Below are 16,889 nucleotides of genomic sequence, written 5' to 3'. Positions count from 1 at the left end.
CGCCTCTCTCAAACCTGCATGCCGCGGAAGCGCCGGAATATCAGCGCCGGCACGAGGGTGGCAACGCCAAAGCCGAGCATCGGCAAAAGCATCTGCCAGAAAGCATAGACGCCGACGATGCGCCGGTCCCCGCCCGAGGCCAGTGCCACCGCCTCCGACGTGATGGTGGTCAGCCTTCCGGCACCCACCAGAACCGTCGGCAGGTAGAGCCCCACCGAGACCGCGAAGCCGATAGCCCCCATGGCAAACACAGCCCGCGTCATCATTGGCAGGCGCACCAGCGCGAAGCGCCGCCACCGCCCCTTGCCGAAACCCGCCGCCACCTGGTTATAGCGCCGGTCGAAGGCGTACCACGGGTCCTTGAGCGCCAGATAGGCGTAAGGCATCACGAAGACGAGATGCGCCAGCACCAGCGCCGGCAGCGTGGCCAGCAGGTCCGCGTAGACGAGGAAGAGCTGCAGCCCGAAGACGAAGGCCACCTGCGGCACCAGAAGCGGCAGATAGAGCAGCATCAAGGCTCGCCGCGGCCTGCGCCCGGTCTCCTCCTCCCGCATCAGGCACAGAATGGCCAGCAGCCCGGCGATGAGCGTCGCAAGCAAGCCCGCCAAAAGCGTGGTGTAGAGCGGCGCGGCAATGCGCGGCAGCGCCCGCATCCAGCTCTTCAGCGTGAAGGACGCCGGCAGCGCGTCGGGAAACTGCCACAGCCCGGCGAACGACCAAAGCGCCAGCGTGGCAAGCCCCGCGAACACGGCGCCCGCCGCAAGCCCCATGGCCAAAAGTGCTGCGCCGCGCAGCAGCGCATCGCGCCGCAGCCTCACGCCCACCTCCACCCCGACGATGCACATGATGCGCCCGACCCGCTCCAGCCCCATCCACAGGCCGAGCGCGGCCGCCGTCACCCCGAGCTGCAAGAGCGCCCCCGCGGAGGCGAGATAGCGCATGGAAAGGTCGGGATCGTTCATCCATTCCACCAGCCGCACGGCCAGTGGCGACGGGCGCATCGGCCCAAGGATGAGCGCCACGTCGACGACCGACGTGGCAAAGGCGATGACGGCGAAGACGGGCAGCCGGATCTGCCGGTAGACCGCTGGCCACAGGCCCAAAAGGAAACCCGCCACCCGCCCGTAGCCCATGGAGGCGGCCAGCATCCGCGTCTCCTTCAGCCGCACCTGCGGCAGCGCCGCAAGCGTCACCAGGAGCAGGAACGGGATCTCCTTGACGATGAGCCCCGCCATCATGAAAAGCCCCATCGGATCATGCACGACGAGCAGGTCCGGCGGCCGCTCCCAGCCCGTCAGTTCCGGCGAGACGAGCCGCACCAGCATGCCGGACGGCGCGATGAGGAAAGCCAGCGCAAACGCCGCCGCCGCGTGCGGCAGCGACAGAAGCGGCGAAACGAGATGCTGCACCCGACCGAAAAGCCGCGTCCCCGCCCAGCCGGCCACGAACAGCACGACGACGCCGAGCGAAAAAAGCGCCGTCACCAGCCCCGCCGTCAGGCTGATCGCCACGGAGGTCAGGATAGCCGGCTGCGAGAAAAGCGTGCGGAAATGATGAAGCGTAAGCTCCATCCCGCCCAGCACCGGCAGGAAACCGAAGGCCGGCAGAACCGTTCCCGCGAGCCCGAAGGCGATAGGGCCGGTGAGAAGTAGAATGGTGATGAGCGGCCCAAGACGCGTCAGCATGGATGCCGCGCCTTTCCCTCCCCGCAAGGGGCAGGGCTATGGCATATGGATTCTGAGTCCTTGATTGGACCCCCACCCCTCACCCCTCCCCTCAAGGGGGAGGGGGGTTCTGAGGCGTCGGCGCCCCCCTCCCCCTTGAGGGGAGGGGTGAGGGGTGGGGGTTCCGGCAAAGCCGGCAAAAATGACTCATAGGCGATAGCCCTCCCGCAAGGGGGGAGAAGGCCGCCCCCCACCTTCCTCAGTTCCCCGCCGTGTAGCGCCGCTTCCATTCCTCCTCGATGCGCTCCATCCAGCTTGGATGCGGCTCGGGGAGCGCCGGGCCGAGTTCGTCCGGACCCAGCGTCGCCGCGCCCAGTTCGATCGCTTCGAACCGCGCCCGTGCCTCTTCGTCCAGCTTGTCCAGCGCCAGCACCGTCGGGTCGCCCCACACGGCCGGGTCCTGCTTCTTAGCCTGCGCCTCCGGCGACAGGAGGAAATCCGCCGTCACCAGCGCCCCCGCCTTGGCCGAGGCGTTGTAGGGAATGGCGACGAAATGCGTGTTGGCCAACGTTCCGCCGGGGAAGGTGAAGGAGCGCACGGTGTCCGGCAGTTCCCCGTCGGCAATCGTGCTCGACGCCTCCGCCGGGTTGAAGGCGAAGACGATGTCAAGTTCGCCGTCGGCGAGAAGCTGCTTCATGGCCGGATAGTTCTGCGGGAAGATGCGGCCGCTTCGCCAGGCCACCGGGTGCAGGGCGTCGAGATAGGCAAACAGAGGCGCCGCCACCTCCTCGAACGTCTTCTCCACCACCGGCTCCTGCAGCACGGAAGGATCCTCCACCTTCTCCAGAAGCACCTGCTTCAGGAGCGACGAGCCGATGAAGTCCGGCGGTTGCGGATAGGAAAACCGCCCCGGATGCGCCTTTGCCCATTCAAGCAGCCCGTCCGCGTCCTGCGGCAACGTACCCTCGTCCGTACGCGCCGAATCGTAGAAGAATACCAGCTTCGCCATCCCCCAGGGGCTCGCCATCCCTTCCACCGGAATGGTGAAGTCGGTCAGGATCGTCGGCTTGTTCTCGTGGTCCACGTAGCGCCAGCTGGGCAGCGCCTCCGCCCAGCCAGGCGAGAACAAAAGCCCACGTTCCTTCATCGCGGCAAAGTTTTCGCCGTTGATCCACACAAGGTCCACGGATCCGCCCGTATCGCGGCCCGCCGCCTTCTCGGCCACCACAGTGGCCACGGCATTGGCCGTATCCTCCAGCTTCACATGCACGAGCCGCACGCCGTAGCGCTTCTCAAGCTCGCCCGCCGCCCATTCGATATAGGCGTTGATGTTCTCCGCCCCGCCCCAGGCGTTGAAGTAAACCGTCTGGCCGCGTGCCCCATCGAGCACCCCCTGCCAATCCGAGGGATGCACATCCTCCGCGCGCGCCGAAAGGGCCGCAAGGGCGAAAAGCGTGGCTGCAACGATCCGCGTCAGCAAGGCGGTTCCTTCCCGATCAGAGCAATTCCAGGAAAAGTGGAAACCGGTTTTCCGTCCGGAATTGCGACAAAACAAAGTGTCGCGGCGATTGAGCACCGCCCGCACCGGCAAATCAATGCCGCCGCGCTCGCGCCCCACTCACTTCGCCGTGAGGCCATCTCCCGCGGCCCTGCGACATTTTCGCCACCATAGCCCAAGCATGACACGCATTGTCAGGTTTATATTGACAGCGCCCCGGCGGTCGCGTTTTTATGCACGCCATCCGAAGGATGCGTTCCTTTGATGTTCGGGCCTTGAACCCGCCCCATTGGAGAACGCCATGCTGGTCGGACGCCGACAAGGGCCCGCTCCCGCCCTCCTACGGCGCCTGCCGCGGGCATTTCCCCAAAAGGTTTCAAGGCCGGTCGAAGGGCGTGGGCTTCGGAGCTTGCTCCTTAAGACCAGTCGCGGAAGCCATGCTCGTCTGTCACTGCAACCTCATCACCCAGAAGGAAATCGAGGCGACCATCGTCGCGATGCTCGATGAGGATCCGTGGCAGCTCATCGTTCCCGCCAAGGTCTATCACGCGATGGCGCAGCGCGGCCGCTGTTGCGGCTGCTTTCCAAATGTGGTGGAAACGATCATTCGGGTAACCGAGGATTATCACCGCAACGCCGATGGTGGCGATGCGGAGATCGTGACATATTTGGATCGTGTGCGCGCCTTGCGCGAGAAATTCGGGAGCAAGTTCAGTGAAAGGCGACAAAAAGGTTATCGAGCGGCTTAACGAGGCCCTGTTTCTCGAGCTCGGCGCTGTCAACCAATACTGGGTTCATTACCGCCTTCTGGAAGACTGGGGCTACACCAAGCTCGCCCAGAAGGAACGTGCCGAATCCATCGAGGAGATGCACCACGCCGACAAGCTGGTTCAGCGCATCATCTTCCTCGAAGGCCACCCCAACCTGCAGACGATAGCCCCCTTGCGCATCGGCCAGAACGTCAAGGAAGTTCTGGAGGCAGACCTTGCCGGCGAATACGACGCCCGCAAGTCCTACAAGGAATCGCGCGAGATCTGCAACAAGCAGGGCGACTACATCTCCATGAAGCTCTTCGAGGAGCTTTTGGCCGATGAGGAAGGCCACATCGACTTCCTGGAGACCCAGCTCCAGCTTCTCGAAACGATCGGCGAGGCCAAATACGGCCAGCTCAACGCCGGCTCCGCGGAGGAGGCGGAGTAGGGGCTAAGCTGGCGCCCCTTCGCGCCCCCTCTGTCCTGAGCTTTGTCGAAGGGCCAGACATCTCCCCCACGAGGGGGAGATTGGCTGTCACGGTGACTTTCGCCAACCGGCGACGTTGCTGAAGAAGCGCCTGAGCGGGCGGGCGGCCAATCTCCCCCCTCGCGGGGGAGATGTCCGGCAGGACAGAGGGGGGCGCGAAGGGGCGCAGACATCTCCGGTCTCATTGGACACATCCCTCAGGCCTTGCCAGCCATGCCGCGATGCGGAAAGCTGCGGCAGAACCTTGATTCCTGCGGCACGGCCCGCCCATCGGAAAACGTATGAGCGATATCACCAACAGCCTGCTCGACCGTCTCGGGCATTTTCTGGCAAGGCGCCTCCAGCGGGAGTCGTCCGGCTACCAGCCCTACACCCCGTCCGACCCGGAAACCCTTCACCGCACCCTGCAACCCGGCGACATCCTCCTGGTCGAGGGAAACCAGCGTCTCTCCGCCGCGATCAAGTACCTCACCCAGTCCACCTGGAGTCATTCCGCCCTCTTCGTCGGCGACGCCTTGCCGGAGCCTGCCGACGGGAGCGAGCGCCCGCGCCTCATCGAGGTCAATTTGGGTGACGGCTGCGTGGCCGTGCCCTTGTCCAAATACCGGACCTACAACACTCGCATCTGCCGCCCCAGCGGGCTGACACCGGACGACCGCGACGCCATCGTCACGTTCATGATGGGGCGGCTGGGCCTGAAATACGATATGCGCAACGTCCTCGATCTCCTGCGCTATTTCCTGCCCGCGCCGCCGGTCCCCGTGCGCTGGCGCCGCCGGCTGATTGCACTCGGCTCGGGCGATCCCACCCGTGCCATCTGCTCCTCGCTGATCGCCCAGGCCTTCCAGTCGGTCGCCTATCCCATCCTGCCCCGGGTCGTGCATATGCCGGGCCAGGCGTCCGCCGAGTCCACCTATTCAAGACGGGAAATCCTGCAGATCCGCCACCACTCGCTCTTCACGCCGCGCGATTTCGACCTCTCCCCCTATTTCCAGATCGTCAAGCCGACACTCGCCTTCGGCTTCGACTACAAGTCGCTGCAATGGGCCGAGAAGGAAGCCGAGGCCAGGGTTGAAGCCGGAAAGGAGCCCGGCTGATGGAGAACCATGCGGCGCTGGCGTTCGCCTTCGCACCGCTCGCCTTCCATGCCTTCTTCGGTGCCGGTTCAACGCAGATGCGCCGCGGGAAATAGTAATATACTGAATTTATTGACGCATTACAGGAGGGAATAATGGATATTGTCAGAGGCTTCTTCGGCCTGATTGAAGATTTGACGTGGGGCTGGGCGCTCGTCCCCATTCTAGTGGTATTCGGCGTGTTCATCACGTTGATGACCCGCTTCGTCCAGCTTGAGTATTTCGGACGGATGTTCCGGGTTCTGTCGTCGAAGAACCAGAGCGCCGATCCCAATGCAATCAGTGCCCGTGAGGCGCTCTTGGTGTCGGTCGGCGGCCGTGTCGGCGGGGGCAATGTTGCCGGCGTCGCGGTGGCCATAGCGCTGGGTGGGCCCGGTGCCGTGTTCTGGATGTGGGCGATCGCCCTCGTCGGCATGGCCACCAGCCTCGTCGAATGCTCCCTGGCGCAGCTATTCAAGCGCTCGGTAGGGGACGGGACCTATCGCGGCGGCCCCGCAAGCTACATACTGTTCGGGCTGGGCAAGGAGTACCGCTGGCTCGCCGTGATCTATGCGATCTGCCTGATCGCCGCTTTCGCCTTGGGCTTCAACGCGTTTCAGGGCAACACCTTCGCCGGCGCGGCAAAGGATAGCCTCGGGATCGATCGGATCTGGACCGCTTTCGCGCTTACTGCGATCACGGGATTTATCGTCTACGGCGGTATCCGGCGCATCGCCAAAGCGGCCGATGTGGTCGTTCCGATCATGGCGCTTGGCTATATCGCGATGGCATTGATCGTCATCGTGCTCAACATCACCTCGATCCCCGGCGTCCTGTGGACGATCCTCACCAACGCCTTCGGGCTCGAAGAGGTCGTCGGCGGCGGCATGGGGGCGGCGATCGCCCAGGGCCTGCGGCGTGGCCTCTTCTCCAACGAGGCGGGGCTGGGCTCGGCACCGAACGTGGCGGCGACGGCCCATGTGCGCCACCCGATCAGCCAGGGCATCACCCAGTCCTTCTCGGTCTTTATCGACACGATCCTCATCTGCTCGTGCACCGCGTTCATCATCCTCCTCAGCGATGTCTATGTACCGGGCGTTACCGATATCGACGGGGTGGTGCTCACACAGCAGTCGCTCGTCTCGCATATGGGGGATTGGTCGCAGTACTTCCTGACCCTCGCGCTCCTGCTCTTCGCCTTCAGCTCGATCATGTACAACTACTACCTGGGCGAGAACGCCATGGCCGTGATGACCGCGAACCCGTTGTCGCTGCACGTGCTGCGCATAGCGGTCATGGGTATCGTCTTCCTCGGCGCCACGGCGCCGGGCGCAACGGCTGTCTTCTTCTTCTCCGATCCGTTGATGGGCATTCTGGCGCTGGTGAACCTCGTTGCGATCATGATGCTCTTCCCCGTCGCCATGCGCATCCTGCGCGATTTCCGCGAGCAGCTGAAAGCCGGCGTCGAGAGGCCGGTGCTGGTACCCGAGAAGTTCGCGGATCTGGATATCGACCCCACGGCCTGGCAGCACGGCAAATGATGCCGGCGTGACGGCAACGGGCAGGGGCGGCCTTCGGGCGGCCCCTGCCTCATCGGGGGAGGGGCGCCCTCATCCCGCTCCCAAAGCCACGCCCGCCGCCGGTAGCCATTCGTCCACCTTGGCCTCCAGCCGCGCCGGCGAGACCGGCTTCGTCATATAGTCGTCCATACCGGCCTTCAGGCAGCGCTCCCGGTCGCCCTCCAGCGCATGTGCCGTCAGGCCGACGATGGGCGTGCGCCGAAGCCCCTCTTCCGCCTCCGCCCGGCGGATCGCTTCCGTCGCCTCGAGCCCGTTCATCTCCGGCATGGAAACGTCCATGATGATCAGCGCCGGATGGCGGCTGCGCCACAGCGCCAGCGCCTCGCGCCCGTTCTCCGCAACCATATAGCGCCGCCCCGTGCCGTCGAGGATCTGGCGCAGGACGAGCTGGTTCACCTCGTTGTCCTCGGCCACCAGGATGTCGATCTCCCCGTCCGGCACCACCTCGGCCCGCGCCGCCGGCACGGCGCCTTTTGCCTCCGGCGCCGGCTGTTCCGCCCGCATCGTGCGCCGTGCCTTGGCGCGCACTTCGGATATGGTCTCGCGCAACAGTGTGGAACGTGCCGGCTTTGTCAGGATCGCCTGCGCCCCGGCGGCCTTCAGTTCGCGCAGCGCCAGCATGTCGTCCACCGAGGTCAGGAGGATGACGCCGGTGCGCGCGCCCGTCCGCCGCAGGCGGCGCAGCATCTCGGCGCCGTTCATCCCCGGCATCTGGTAATCGAGGATGACGAGGTCGACCGCCGCTCCCAGCCGCTCCGCCTCGGCCAGGAAGGCAAGCGCCAGCTCGCCGCTCTCCACCGCGCAGGAATCAAAGCCCCAGTTGCGCGTCTGCTCGGTCAGGATGCGCCGGTTGATCGCGTTGTCGTCGACGATGAGGATGCCGCCCGCCCTCGGCGGCCGCCGTCTCCGGTTCCGCCTCTTCGCGCGGCCCCTCGCACGCTGGAAGCGGGACGCGGAAATGAAATCTGGACCCATCCCCCGGCCGGCTTTCCACGCCGATCGTCCCGCCCATCAGCTCCACCAGCCTGGCGGCGATGGCAAGGCCCAGTCCCGTGCCCTCGTGGCGCCGGGTCGAGGAGGCATCGGCCTGGCTGAACTTCTCGAACACGCTGGCGACCTTGTCCTCGGGAATGCCGATCCCCGTATCGCTCACCGAAAACAGCGCCTCCCCGCCCTCGCGCGACACTTCGATGAGCACATGCCCCCGCTCGGTGAACTTCACCGCGTTGCCGGCAAGGTTGGTCAGCACCTGCCGGATGCGCCCGACATCCCCTTCCACCCAGCGCGGCAGTTCGGGGTCGATGCGCACGATCAGCTCGAGGTTCTTCTCCGAGGCGCGCGCCGCCACCAGTGTGGCCACGTCCTCCACCGCCTCGGCCAGATCGAAAGGGGCAGCGTCGATCTTGGCGTGGCCCGCCTCGATCTTGGAGTAATCCAGGATGTCGTTGATGATGGTCAGGAGCTGGTCTCCGGACTTCATGATCACGTCGTTATAGGTGCGCTGCCGCGTGTCGAGTTCGGTCGCCGCCATCAGTTCCGCCATCCCGAGCACGCCGTTCATCGGCGTCCTGATCTCATGGCTCATATTGGCCAGGAACTCCGATTTCGCCTTGTCCGCCGCCTTCGCACCCTCGATTGCCGTCTTCAGCCGCGCCAGCGCGTGGCGGATGGAGCGGTCCATCGGCAGGAAGATGAAAACGAGGATCGCCGCCGCAAATGCCGCCAGCGCCACGGCAATCGCATTGATGGTCACCTTCACCTGGCCGGCCAGCCGGCGGTTGAACGCGCGCAGCGCCTCGGACAGTTCTCCCAGCGCCGGCTGCACCAGGTAGCCGATCGTCCCGTCGAGCAGTTTGCCAGCGGACGCGCGCTCCTGCGCCCCGCCCGCCGCCGCCGCGGTAAGCTGGTCATGGAATTGCCGCAGCAGCGCCACGGGCTCCATCTCCCCATAGGGCGTCGGTGCCATGAGGTCGGCCTTGAGACGGTCGTCGAGCTGCCCCCACAGCATCGTCATCCGGCCGATCACGCGGTCGAGCCGGTCGGCGCTCACCTCCAGGGCCTTCTCCGCCCAGGCAACGTCGTCGCCGCGCTCGCCGGCCATGGCGATGGCCGTGCGCGAGGCCCGTTCCGCCGTCTCGGAAGCTTCGGCCACCAGCACCGCCATCGCGGTTGCGTTGGAAAACCGCGCATTGACGTAGTGCGCCGCCACGATGAAGGCCACCGCCGGGACGATCAGCACCCCCATCACGATGAAATAGCGCAGGCGCAGGCCGCGCACCGCCTTGTCGATCGTTTGCGAGGGATCGCCGTCCTCGGCCGCCGGCTCATGCCGCTTGAGGCGCCGGATCTCCACCCCCAGCAGGCACAGTACCGCCAGCGCACCCGCCGCTATCGCCACATACACGAGGCTTTCGGCCGAAATCGGCTGCACGCCGCTGCCGGCCTTAAGGCCGAAAAGATCGAGCATCGATATCCCCCAATGCGCGACCCGGCGCCATCTCCCTGGCGCAAGCCGCCGGGCGGGAAAATGTGCGCATAACGTGAAGTTTCGGTTAAGCGCCTATGCTGGGTTGAGGAGGGTTGCACCCTTCGCCGCCACCATCGCCGCCCTGCGGGTGAAAATCATAGGCTTCCCTTCGCCGCCGCATATCTCTATACGCGCGGCCATGACAGACACGCCCCTTTCCCGTATTCGCAACTTCTCCATCGTCGCCCACATCGACCACGGCAAGTCGACGCTCGCCGACCGGCTCATCCAGATGACCGGCTCGCTCGAAGAGCGTGAGATGAAGGAGCAGGTGCTCGACGCCATGGACATCGAGCGCGAGCGCGGCATCACCATCAAGGCCAACACCGTGCGCCTCGAATACAACGCCAGGGACGGCCAGCACTACGTCCTCAACCTCATCGACACCCCCGGCCATGTCGACTTCGCCTACGAGGTCTCGCGCTCTCTCGCCGCCTGCGAAGGCTCCCTCCTCGTCGTCGACGCCTCTCAAGGGGTCGAAGCCCAGACGCTCGCCAACGTCTACCAGGCGCTCGACAACGACCACGAGATCGTCCCCGTCCTCAACAAGGTGGACCTTCCCGCCGCCGATCCCGAGCGCATCCGCCAGCAGATCGAGGACGTCATCGGCCTCGACGCCTCCAACGCCGTGATGATCTCCGCCAAGACCGGCCTCGGCGTCGACAAGGTGCTGGAGGCCATCGTCACCCGCCTCCCCCCACCACGCGAAGGCGACGCCGAAGCCCCGCTCAAGGCCCTCCTCGTCGATTCATGGTACGACGCCTATCTCGGCGTCATCGTGCTCGTCCGCATCATCGACGGCGTCCTGAAAAAGGGCCAGATCGTCCGCATGATGGGCACCGGCGCGAAATACCCGATCGACCGTGTCGGCGTCATCACCCCGAAGATGGTCATGGTCGATGCCCTCGGCCCCGGCGAGATCGGCTTCATCACCGCCTCCATCAAGGAGGTGGCCGACACCCGCGTCGGCGACACCATCACCGACGACCGCCGCCCCACGCAAAAGGCCCTGCCGGGCTTCAAGCCCGCCCAACCCGTCGTCTTCTGCGGCCTCTTCCCCGTGGACGCGGCCGATTTCGAAGATCTGCGCGCCGCCGTCGGCAAGCTGCGCCTCAACGACGCCAGCTTCTCCTACGAGATGGAAACCTCCGCCGCCCTCGGCTTCGGCTTCCGTTGCGGCTTCCTGGGCCTCCTCCACCTGGAGATCATCCAGGAGCGGCTCACCCGCGAGTTCGACCTCGACTTGATCGCCACCGCGCCCAGCGTCGTCTACCGGATAAACCTGACCGACGGCTCGCAGATCGAGCTGCACAACCCGGCCGACATGCCGGACGTCATGAAGATCGCCTCGATCGAGGAGCCGTGGATCCGCGCCACGATCATGACCCCCGACGAGTATCTGGGCTCCATCCTGAAGCTCTGCCAGGACCGCCGCGGCATCCAGGCCGACCTTTCCTACGCCGGCAGCCGCGCCATGCTGGTCTACGACCTGCCGCTCAACGAAGTCGTGTTCGACTTCTACGACCGCCTGAAGTCGATCAGCCGCGGCTACGCCTCCTTCGATTATCACCTCACCGACTACCGCGAGGGCGACCTCGTCAAGATGTCGATCCTCGTCAACGAGGAGCCCGTCGACGCCCTGTCCATGCTGGTCCACCGCTCCCAGGCCGATCGCCGCGGCCGCGCCATGTGCGAGAAGCTGAAGGAGCTGATCCCGCACCACCTGTTCAAGATCCCCATCCAGGCGGCAATCGGCGGCAAGGTCATCGCCCGCGAAACCATCTCGGCGCTGAGAAAGGACGTGACCGCCAAATGCTACGGCGGCGACGTCACCCGCAAGCGCAAGCTCCTCGACAAGCAGAAAGAGGGCAAGAAGAAGATGCGCCAGTTCGGCAAGGTCGACATCCCCCAGGAGGCGTTCATCCAGGCGCTGAAGATGGGGGATTGAGGGATGGCGCCAAGCGCCCTCGTGGTTCGACAGGCTCACCATGAGGGCTACTGAAGCGTAGCGCTCGCCGCCACAGCAGAGCAGGGTGCAAACACTTTGGCGAACTGCTCAAGCGTTAGAAAAGCCCGGGCATCCCAGTAGCCCTCATGGTGAGCCTGTCGAACCACGAGGGCGCTTGGCACCCACCCTGCCTGTTCCTCGCCAACCCCTCATAATCGAGCGCACAACCCTCACACGCCGTGGATAAAATCCACCCCTCCTTCCCTCCAACCCATTGATCCACCTCAACTCCCAAATTTTTTCACCCCCATTTTATCCCCCCTCCCCAAACCCGGCACTATCCTGTCCCTGCTCATCCCGCGGGGACGCAGGTCGCGACGGCGGTCTTGCGAGGGTGGGCCGGCGCCTCCGGCGGGCCGCTAACGTGGCGGTCGGCCCGGGGAGGCTCCGCCCAAGGGTTCCCCTGCCGCCACTACGGGCGGCGCGTGCCGGACGGTGCACTTTAAAGGGGAGCCGGAAAGACGGGGGCGCGGGAGCGCCCTGTCGTGGAAGGCTCAAAGCCTTCCGGATCCGGCTTCGTGGAAGCGGAACGGGCGGAGACTTAAGAACGCCGGACGGGCGGCCCGAGGGTCGCGAAAAAAAATTTGACTGGCGACACGAAGGCCGCCCGTCTCCCCAAACTGCCGCCCACCCGCCGGCCCACCGGCGGGAAGGAAAAGCGCGTGCCCGCAATCTCCCGAAACACGAAGGACCCGAAACACGAAGGAAAGGAAGCCGCGATGGACGGACCCGAAAACCCCCACGAAAGGAACCCGGTCGAAGGCGCGTATAACTGGTATCCCCTTTTCAAGGTGCCGCCGATGGAGCGCGCCGCCTGGCGCACCGACGAGCAACACGCGATCTTCGAGCGCGACCGCGCCGAGCATTACGACAAGCTCGGCATCTATCTGCGGCTGTTCCAGGCGCTCTGCGCGAAGCTCGGCTCCCACCACACCTGCCGCATCGGCAAGTGCCGCCGCAACCGCGATTGCCTCGGCCGCCGCCCGGAGGACGACTGGAGCTTCCCGCTGAAACCCCTGATCCCGCCCTGCGTGCCGCTCGACCCGGAGATCATCGAGCCGCTGCGTGACGAGATCAGGCACGAGCTCGAGCGCATGAAGGGACGGCGCCCACCGAGAAAGGCCAGCCCGCACCCCCCGGGAAAAGGCAGGCGGCCCCGGCGGGGTGCCCCGCCTGGCTCACCTCAGCACTCGCCACGCCCCAGGATGCGGTAATCGGCGGCCTCCGCCTCGCAGGCATTGCCGAACGTGCGCAGGCGGTTGCCGCGCCGGGCGCAGACGGGTGCGTATTCCCTGGTGCAGAATTGCGGCCGGTCGGGCCGGGGCGGCCGGATGGACTGCTGCCGGCATTCGCCCCGATACACCGGTTCGAAGCCATCGGCCCGCGCGAAGCAGGCGTTGGGGAAGGTGCGCTGGCGCTCGCCGCGGCGGGCGCAGACGGGTGCGTATTCCTGGGTGCAGATTTGCGGGCGCGGCGGGCGCGGGCGCTCGGTCCCCTCTTCGACGACGACGGTGCAGGCGGACAGGATGACGCCGGCAAAGGCGATGACGCCAAGGCCTGCGAGCGGTTTGAAGCGATTCACGGGAGACCCTCCTTTGGATACTGCCTGAAAACCCGAATACTGCTTAAAAAAATACAGTACGCGATGCCCCCGCCCGGCTACCGCGGCAGCTTACCCGAGTTGCCGCGCCAGGTCTCTATCGGGAAAGCAGGTGGCGGCCCGGCCCGCCTTCGCCTGCCACCGGCCGATGGAGCGCCGCGTCTTGAAGCCGGCAAGCCCGTCGGCGCCGCCGACATCGTGCCCTTGCCGCTCCAGCGCCCGCTGCATGGCGGCGATATCGGCACGGCTCAAGCCGTCGACGCGGCTCCACCCGGCGGCAAAGGCCATGTCCCCATACATGATGCGGTCGCCCGCATGGCCGACGAAGAGCGCGTAGAGATCGCTCTCGTTATAATCCTTCAGCCGGTAAAAGTTCGGCGTGACGATGAAGGCCGGCCCGAGCCGGCCCGCCGGCATCATCAGATAGCCCTCGCCCTCAATCTCGTGCGCTGGAAAGGCCTTGCCGCCCACGCGGGCGATCCCCGCCGCCGCCCAGTCGGCGATGCGCCGGCCCCGGTCCGGCCCCTCCTCGGCGCAGGAGATGCCCTGTGGCACCGTCACCTCGAAGCCCCAGTCGCGCCCGCGCACCCAGCCGTGGCTTGCAAGGTAATTGGCGATGGAGGCAAGCGTGTCGGGCACCGAGTTCCAGATGTCGGCCCGCCCGTCGCCGTCGAAATCGACCGCGTATTTCAGGTAGGAGGACGGCAGGAACTGCGGCTGCCCCATGGCGCCGGCCCAGGACGAGCGCATCGTCTGCGGCCCCACGCCCCGCTTTTCCACCATTTCCAGTGCCGCCAGCACCTCCTCGCGGAACATCTCCTTGCGCGTGGCGAGAAAAGCCTTGGTGCCCAGCACCTCGAAGGCATTGTGCGGGATCTTGGCGGCGCCGAAGCCCGATTCGCGCCCCCAGATCGCCAGCACGATGCCGCGCGGCACCCCAAAGCGCTTCTCGATCGCCGCAAGCGTCGCCGCATGCTGGCCGGCCAGCCGCCTGCCGCCCGAAACCACGCCGCCGATATGGTCGAAATAGGCCGACGGCGCGCGGAATTCGGCCTGGTGCTGCGCGGTGGCCCGCGGCGCGCTCTCGCCCGGCATCACCAGGTCCGGCAGCTTCAGATTGGGCGTCACGCCGGCGAACGCGGCATTGAAGGTGGCGGGCGAGATGCCGCGCGCGCGGGCCTCCGGCCACAGGTCGGCCTGAAGCCATTGGGCGAAGAGGTTGGAGACGTTCTGTGCGGCGGCGGGAACGGGGGTGAGGAGGAATGAAAATATGACCAGCACCACGGCCAGGATCGGCGCCTTACGTTGCCCCCCTCTGCCCTGCCGGGCATCTCCCCCACAAGGGGGGAGATTTGCCGTCACGACTGGTTTCGCCAACCACCACCGCGGCAAAGAGAGCGCCGGCAAAAGCGGCCGGCGCAATCTCCCCCCTTGTGGGGGAGATGCCCGGCAGGGCAGAGGGGGGCGCGAAGGGGCGAGACTTTTCAATTCCTGCTTCTCCCTCCGAACGTCAAAACACCGTGCGCGATTTCAGCGCCGCGGCAAGCGTGCCCTCGTCGAGATAGTCGAGCTCCCCGCCCACCGGCACGCCGTGCGCCAGACGCGTCACCTTCACCCCCATATCGGCCATCTGGTCGGTGATGTAATGGGCGGTCGTCTGCCCCTCGACGGTGGCGTTGACGGCGAGGATGATCTCGGCGATGCCGCCCTCGGCCACGCGATTCACCAGCCCGGCGATGTTGAGGTCGTCCGGCCCGACGCCGTCGAGCGGCGACAGCGTGCCGCCCAGCACGTGGTAGCGCACGTTCATCGCCGCCGCGCGCTCCAGCGCCCAGAGGTCGGCAACGTCCTCCACCACGATCAGCGTCGCCGCATCGCGCCGCGGGTCGGTGCAGATGGAGCAGGGGTCGGCGGTATCCACGTTGCCGCAGACCGAGCACACCCGCACCTTCTCCAGCGCCTCGCTCATCGCCGCCGAAAGCGGCGCGAAGAGCTGTTCCTTCTTCTTGATCAGGTGCAGTGCCGCCCGCCTGGCCGAGCGCGGCCCCAGCCCCGGCACCTTGGCCAGGAGCTGTATCAGGCGTTCGATCTCGGGGCCGGCGATTCGCTTCGACATGAGGACGGTTTAACCGGGAACGAAAGAATTGGGTAGCGCCTGCACCGCCGTTGGCTATGCTGCCGGACGGCTCCAAACGCCGAGGAGACGCCCGCCATGGCCGATATCGCCATCCGTGTCGCCACGCCCGGCGACCTCGACATGTTGTCGGACCTCATCGCCGCTGCCTACGCCACGCTCGCCGACGGCTCCTACGAGCCGGAGAAGCTTGCAAAGGCCCTCCCGATCATGTCGCGGGCGAACCCGAAGCTGCTTGCAAGCGGCACCTATTTCGTCGTCGTGGCCGACGGCGAACCGGCCGGCTGCGGCGGCTGGACGATGGAGAAGCCCGGCACCGGCGGGATCGAGGAGGGCGTGGCGCATATCCGCCATTTCGCCACCCATCCCGCACATCTGCGCAAGGGTATCGCCCGGCTGCTCGTCGAGCGCTGCCTCGCCGAGGCGGCCGCTGCCGGCACACGCCTCATCAAGAGCCAGTCCACCCTCCCGGCGGAAAGGTTCTATGCCTCGGTCGGCTTCCGGCGCATCCGCCGCATCGAGGTCGAGTTCGCCCCTGGTATCGCCCTCCCGGCGGTCGAGATGGAGCGGGAAATCCCCTGACATCTCAAAAGGGCAGCTTCATTCCCGGTGGGATCGGCAGGCCGGCCGTCATCTCCTCGGTCTTCTTCTTCATCTCAGTTTCGACCTTCGCCTTGGCGTCGTTGTGGGCGGCCAGGATCAGATCCTCGAGGATCTCCACGTCGTCCTCCTTGAAGAGCGAGGGGTCGATATGGAGCTTCTTCATCTCGAAGCGGCCCGAGAGCACCACCTTGACGGCGCCGCCGCCGGATTGGCCCTCGGCCTCCATTGTGGCGATCTCTTCCTGCATGGCCTGGAATTTGGCCTGCATTTCCTTGGCCTTGCTCATCATGCCCATCAGGTCGCGCATGTTCGTCTCCAATCGCGCTTAGATATCATCGTCTTCGGCGTCCGGCTCGGGCGGCACGGCATCGCCGGCCGCCTCTTCCGCCACCGCGTCGGGAATGCGCACATCCAGGATGCGCGCACCGGGAAAGCTTTGCAGGATGGCGGCCACGGCCGGGTCGGCGCGCGCGTCGGCGAGCGCGGTTTCACGGCGGCCGCTCTCCTCCTCGGCCAGCGTCTTGCCGCCCGCCTCGCGCGACAGCGAGACGATCCAGCGTCGGCCGGTCCATTTCTGCAGGCGGTTCGTCAGGTCGTTCAAAAGCGTCTTCGGCGCGTCCTCCGTCAGGTTGACGGCAAGCCTTCCCGGCTCGATGCGCACGAGACGGACGCAGCGCTTGAACTGCACCTTGAAGGCCATGTCGCGGTTGGCCTCCGCCAGCTCCGCGATGTCGGCCAGCGACGTCAGCGGAACCGTCTCCGGTTCGGGGTCGGGGGCTGCCGCGGGTGCGGGCGCCTCCTCTTCCCGCGGGGCCTCGCGCACCAGCCGCATGGTCTGCCCGCCGCCGCCTGCCGGCATGCGTGCGGAGGCGACCGCCTGCGCGCCGCCGTTGCCTGCGGGTGCGGCGGCCGGGGCAGCGG

At 66.2% G+C, this 16,889-nt stretch carries 15 protein-coding genes and 1 pseudogene; 7 read left to right on the top strand and 9 right to left on the bottom strand.

Annotation, left to right across the window (positions count from 1 at the left end; genetic code table 11):
* Positions 1 to 8 precede the first annotated feature (8 nt).
* Both GM910_RS15415 and GM910_RS15410 read right to left on the bottom strand, forming a co-directional pair.
* Positions 9 to 1,685 carry an ABC transporter permease gene (locus GM910_RS15415; protein WP_159588742.1) on the bottom strand — a complete coding sequence of 559 codons (1,677 nt, stop codon included), beginning with the start codon at positions 1,683 to 1,685 and terminating at the stop codon, positions 9 to 11.
* A 238-nt stretch (positions 1,686 to 1,923) separates the two neighbouring features.
* Complete coding sequence (locus GM910_RS15410; RefSeq protein ID WP_159588740.1) at positions 1,924 to 3,144, bottom strand: ABC transporter substrate-binding protein; 1,221 nt, start codon at positions 3,142 to 3,144, stop codon at positions 1,924 to 1,926.
* Between the two features lie 455 nt (positions 3,145 to 3,599).
* Between GM910_RS15410 and GM910_RS15405 the strand changes: the two genes are divergently transcribed.
* From GM910_RS15405 to GM910_RS15390, 4 genes are all read left to right on the top strand, one after another.
* Positions 3,600 to 3,911 (top strand): (2Fe-2S)-binding protein, encoded by a 312-nt coding sequence (locus GM910_RS15405; RefSeq protein WP_159588738.1) that lies wholly within the window; start codon positions 3,600 to 3,602, stop codon positions 3,909 to 3,911.
* Complete coding sequence (bfr, locus tag GM910_RS15400; RefSeq protein ID WP_159588736.1) at positions 3,877 to 4,362, top strand: bacterioferritin; 486 nt, start codon at positions 3,877 to 3,879, stop codon at positions 4,360 to 4,362. Before GM910_RS15405 ends, bfr begins: the two co-directional genes overlap by 35 nt.
* A 320-nt stretch (positions 4,363 to 4,682) precedes the next feature.
* Complete coding sequence (locus GM910_RS15395; RefSeq protein ID WP_159588734.1) at positions 4,683 to 5,498, top strand: C40 family peptidase; 816 nt, start codon at positions 4,683 to 4,685, stop codon at positions 5,496 to 5,498.
* A gap of 134 nt (positions 5,499 to 5,632) precedes the next feature.
* A complete protein-coding gene (locus GM910_RS15390; protein ID WP_159588732.1) occupies positions 5,633 to 7,057 on the top strand; it encodes an alanine/glycine:cation symporter family protein in 1,425 nt (474 codons plus the stop codon).
* A 69-nt stretch (positions 7,058 to 7,126) separates the two neighbouring features.
* Here the strand turns inward: GM910_RS15390 and GM910_RS27740 are convergent, their stop codons facing one another.
* Together GM910_RS27740 and GM910_RS27735 are read right to left on the bottom strand one after the other, a co-directional pair.
* Positions 7,127 to 7,936 (bottom strand): response regulator, encoded by an 810-nt coding sequence (locus tag GM910_RS27740; protein ID WP_343032991.1) that lies wholly within the window; start codon positions 7,934 to 7,936, stop codon positions 7,127 to 7,129.
* Positions 7,905 to 9,563, bottom strand: coding sequence for a hybrid sensor histidine kinase/response regulator (locus GM910_RS27735; protein ID WP_343032990.1), 1,659 nt, complete (start codon positions 9,561 to 9,563; stop codon positions 7,905 to 7,907). The genes GM910_RS27740 and GM910_RS27735 overlap by 32 nt, the downstream gene beginning before the upstream one ends.
* Positions 9,564 to 9,762: 199 nt before the next feature.
* Between GM910_RS27735 and lepA the strand changes: the two genes are divergently transcribed.
* Both lepA and GM910_RS15375 read left to right on the top strand, forming a co-directional pair.
* Positions 9,763 to 11,571 carry a translation elongation factor 4 gene (gene lepA / locus GM910_RS15380; protein WP_159588730.1) on the top strand — a complete coding sequence of 603 codons (1,809 nt, stop codon included), beginning with the start codon at positions 9,763 to 9,765 and terminating at the stop codon, positions 11,569 to 11,571.
* A gap of 779 nt (positions 11,572 to 12,350) precedes the next feature.
* A complete protein-coding gene (locus tag GM910_RS15375) occupies positions 12,351 to 12,845 on the top strand; it encodes a hypothetical protein (RefSeq protein WP_159588728.1) in 495 nt (164 codons plus the stop codon).
* Here GM910_RS15375 and GM910_RS15370 read toward each other — a convergent pair.
* The 3 genes from GM910_RS15370 to recR all read right to left on the bottom strand — a co-directional run bounded on the left by GM910_RS15370 (position 12,815) and on the right by recR (position 15,347).
* Positions 12,815 to 13,213 (bottom strand): Kazal-type serine protease inhibitor domain-containing protein, encoded by a 399-nt coding sequence (locus GM910_RS15370; protein ID WP_159588726.1) that lies wholly within the window; start codon positions 13,211 to 13,213, stop codon positions 12,815 to 12,817. The genes GM910_RS15375 and GM910_RS15370 overlap by 31 nt on opposite strands.
* Before the next feature lie 90 nt (positions 13,214 to 13,303).
* The gene (locus GM910_RS15365) at positions 13,304 to 14,521 is read right to left on the bottom strand and encodes a lytic murein transglycosylase (protein WP_425482690.1); all 1,218 of its coding nucleotides are present in this window, start codon (positions 14,519 to 14,521) and stop codon (positions 13,304 to 13,306) included.
* 220 nt (positions 14,522 to 14,741) lie between these two features.
* Positions 14,742 to 15,347 carry a recombination mediator RecR gene (gene recR, locus GM910_RS15360; protein WP_159588724.1) on the bottom strand — a complete coding sequence of 202 codons (606 nt, stop codon included), beginning with the start codon at positions 15,345 to 15,347 and terminating at the stop codon, positions 14,742 to 14,744.
* 96 nt (positions 15,348 to 15,443) lie between these two features.
* Between recR and GM910_RS15355 the strand changes: the two genes are divergently transcribed.
* Complete coding sequence (locus GM910_RS15355) at positions 15,444 to 15,947, top strand: GNAT family N-acetyltransferase (RefSeq protein WP_159588722.1); 504 nt, start codon at positions 15,444 to 15,446, stop codon at positions 15,945 to 15,947.
* Positions 15,948 to 15,951: 4 nt separating this feature from the next.
* Here GM910_RS15355 and GM910_RS15350 read toward each other — a convergent pair whose 3' ends face one another.
* Together GM910_RS15350 and GM910_RS15345 are read right to left on the bottom strand one after the other, a co-directional pair.
* Positions 15,952 to 16,275: a YbaB/EbfC family nucleoid-associated protein gene (locus GM910_RS15350; RefSeq protein WP_159588720.1), complete on the bottom strand. Its 324-nt coding sequence runs from the start codon at positions 16,273 to 16,275 to the stop codon at positions 15,952 to 15,954.
* Positions 16,276 to 16,293: 18 nt separating this feature from the next.
* A pseudogene (locus tag GM910_RS15345) lies at positions 16,294 to 16,889 on the bottom strand (DNA polymerase III subunit gamma/tau); the annotation flags it as partial.

Source organism: Chelativorans xinjiangensis (genome assembly GCF_009812055.1).
Lineage (GTDB): Bacteria > Pseudomonadota > Alphaproteobacteria > Rhizobiales > Rhizobiaceae > Chelativorans > Chelativorans xinjiangense.
The sequence above is the reverse complement of the archived record's forward strand: the minus strand, read 5'-3'. Positions and strand labels throughout refer to the sequence as shown.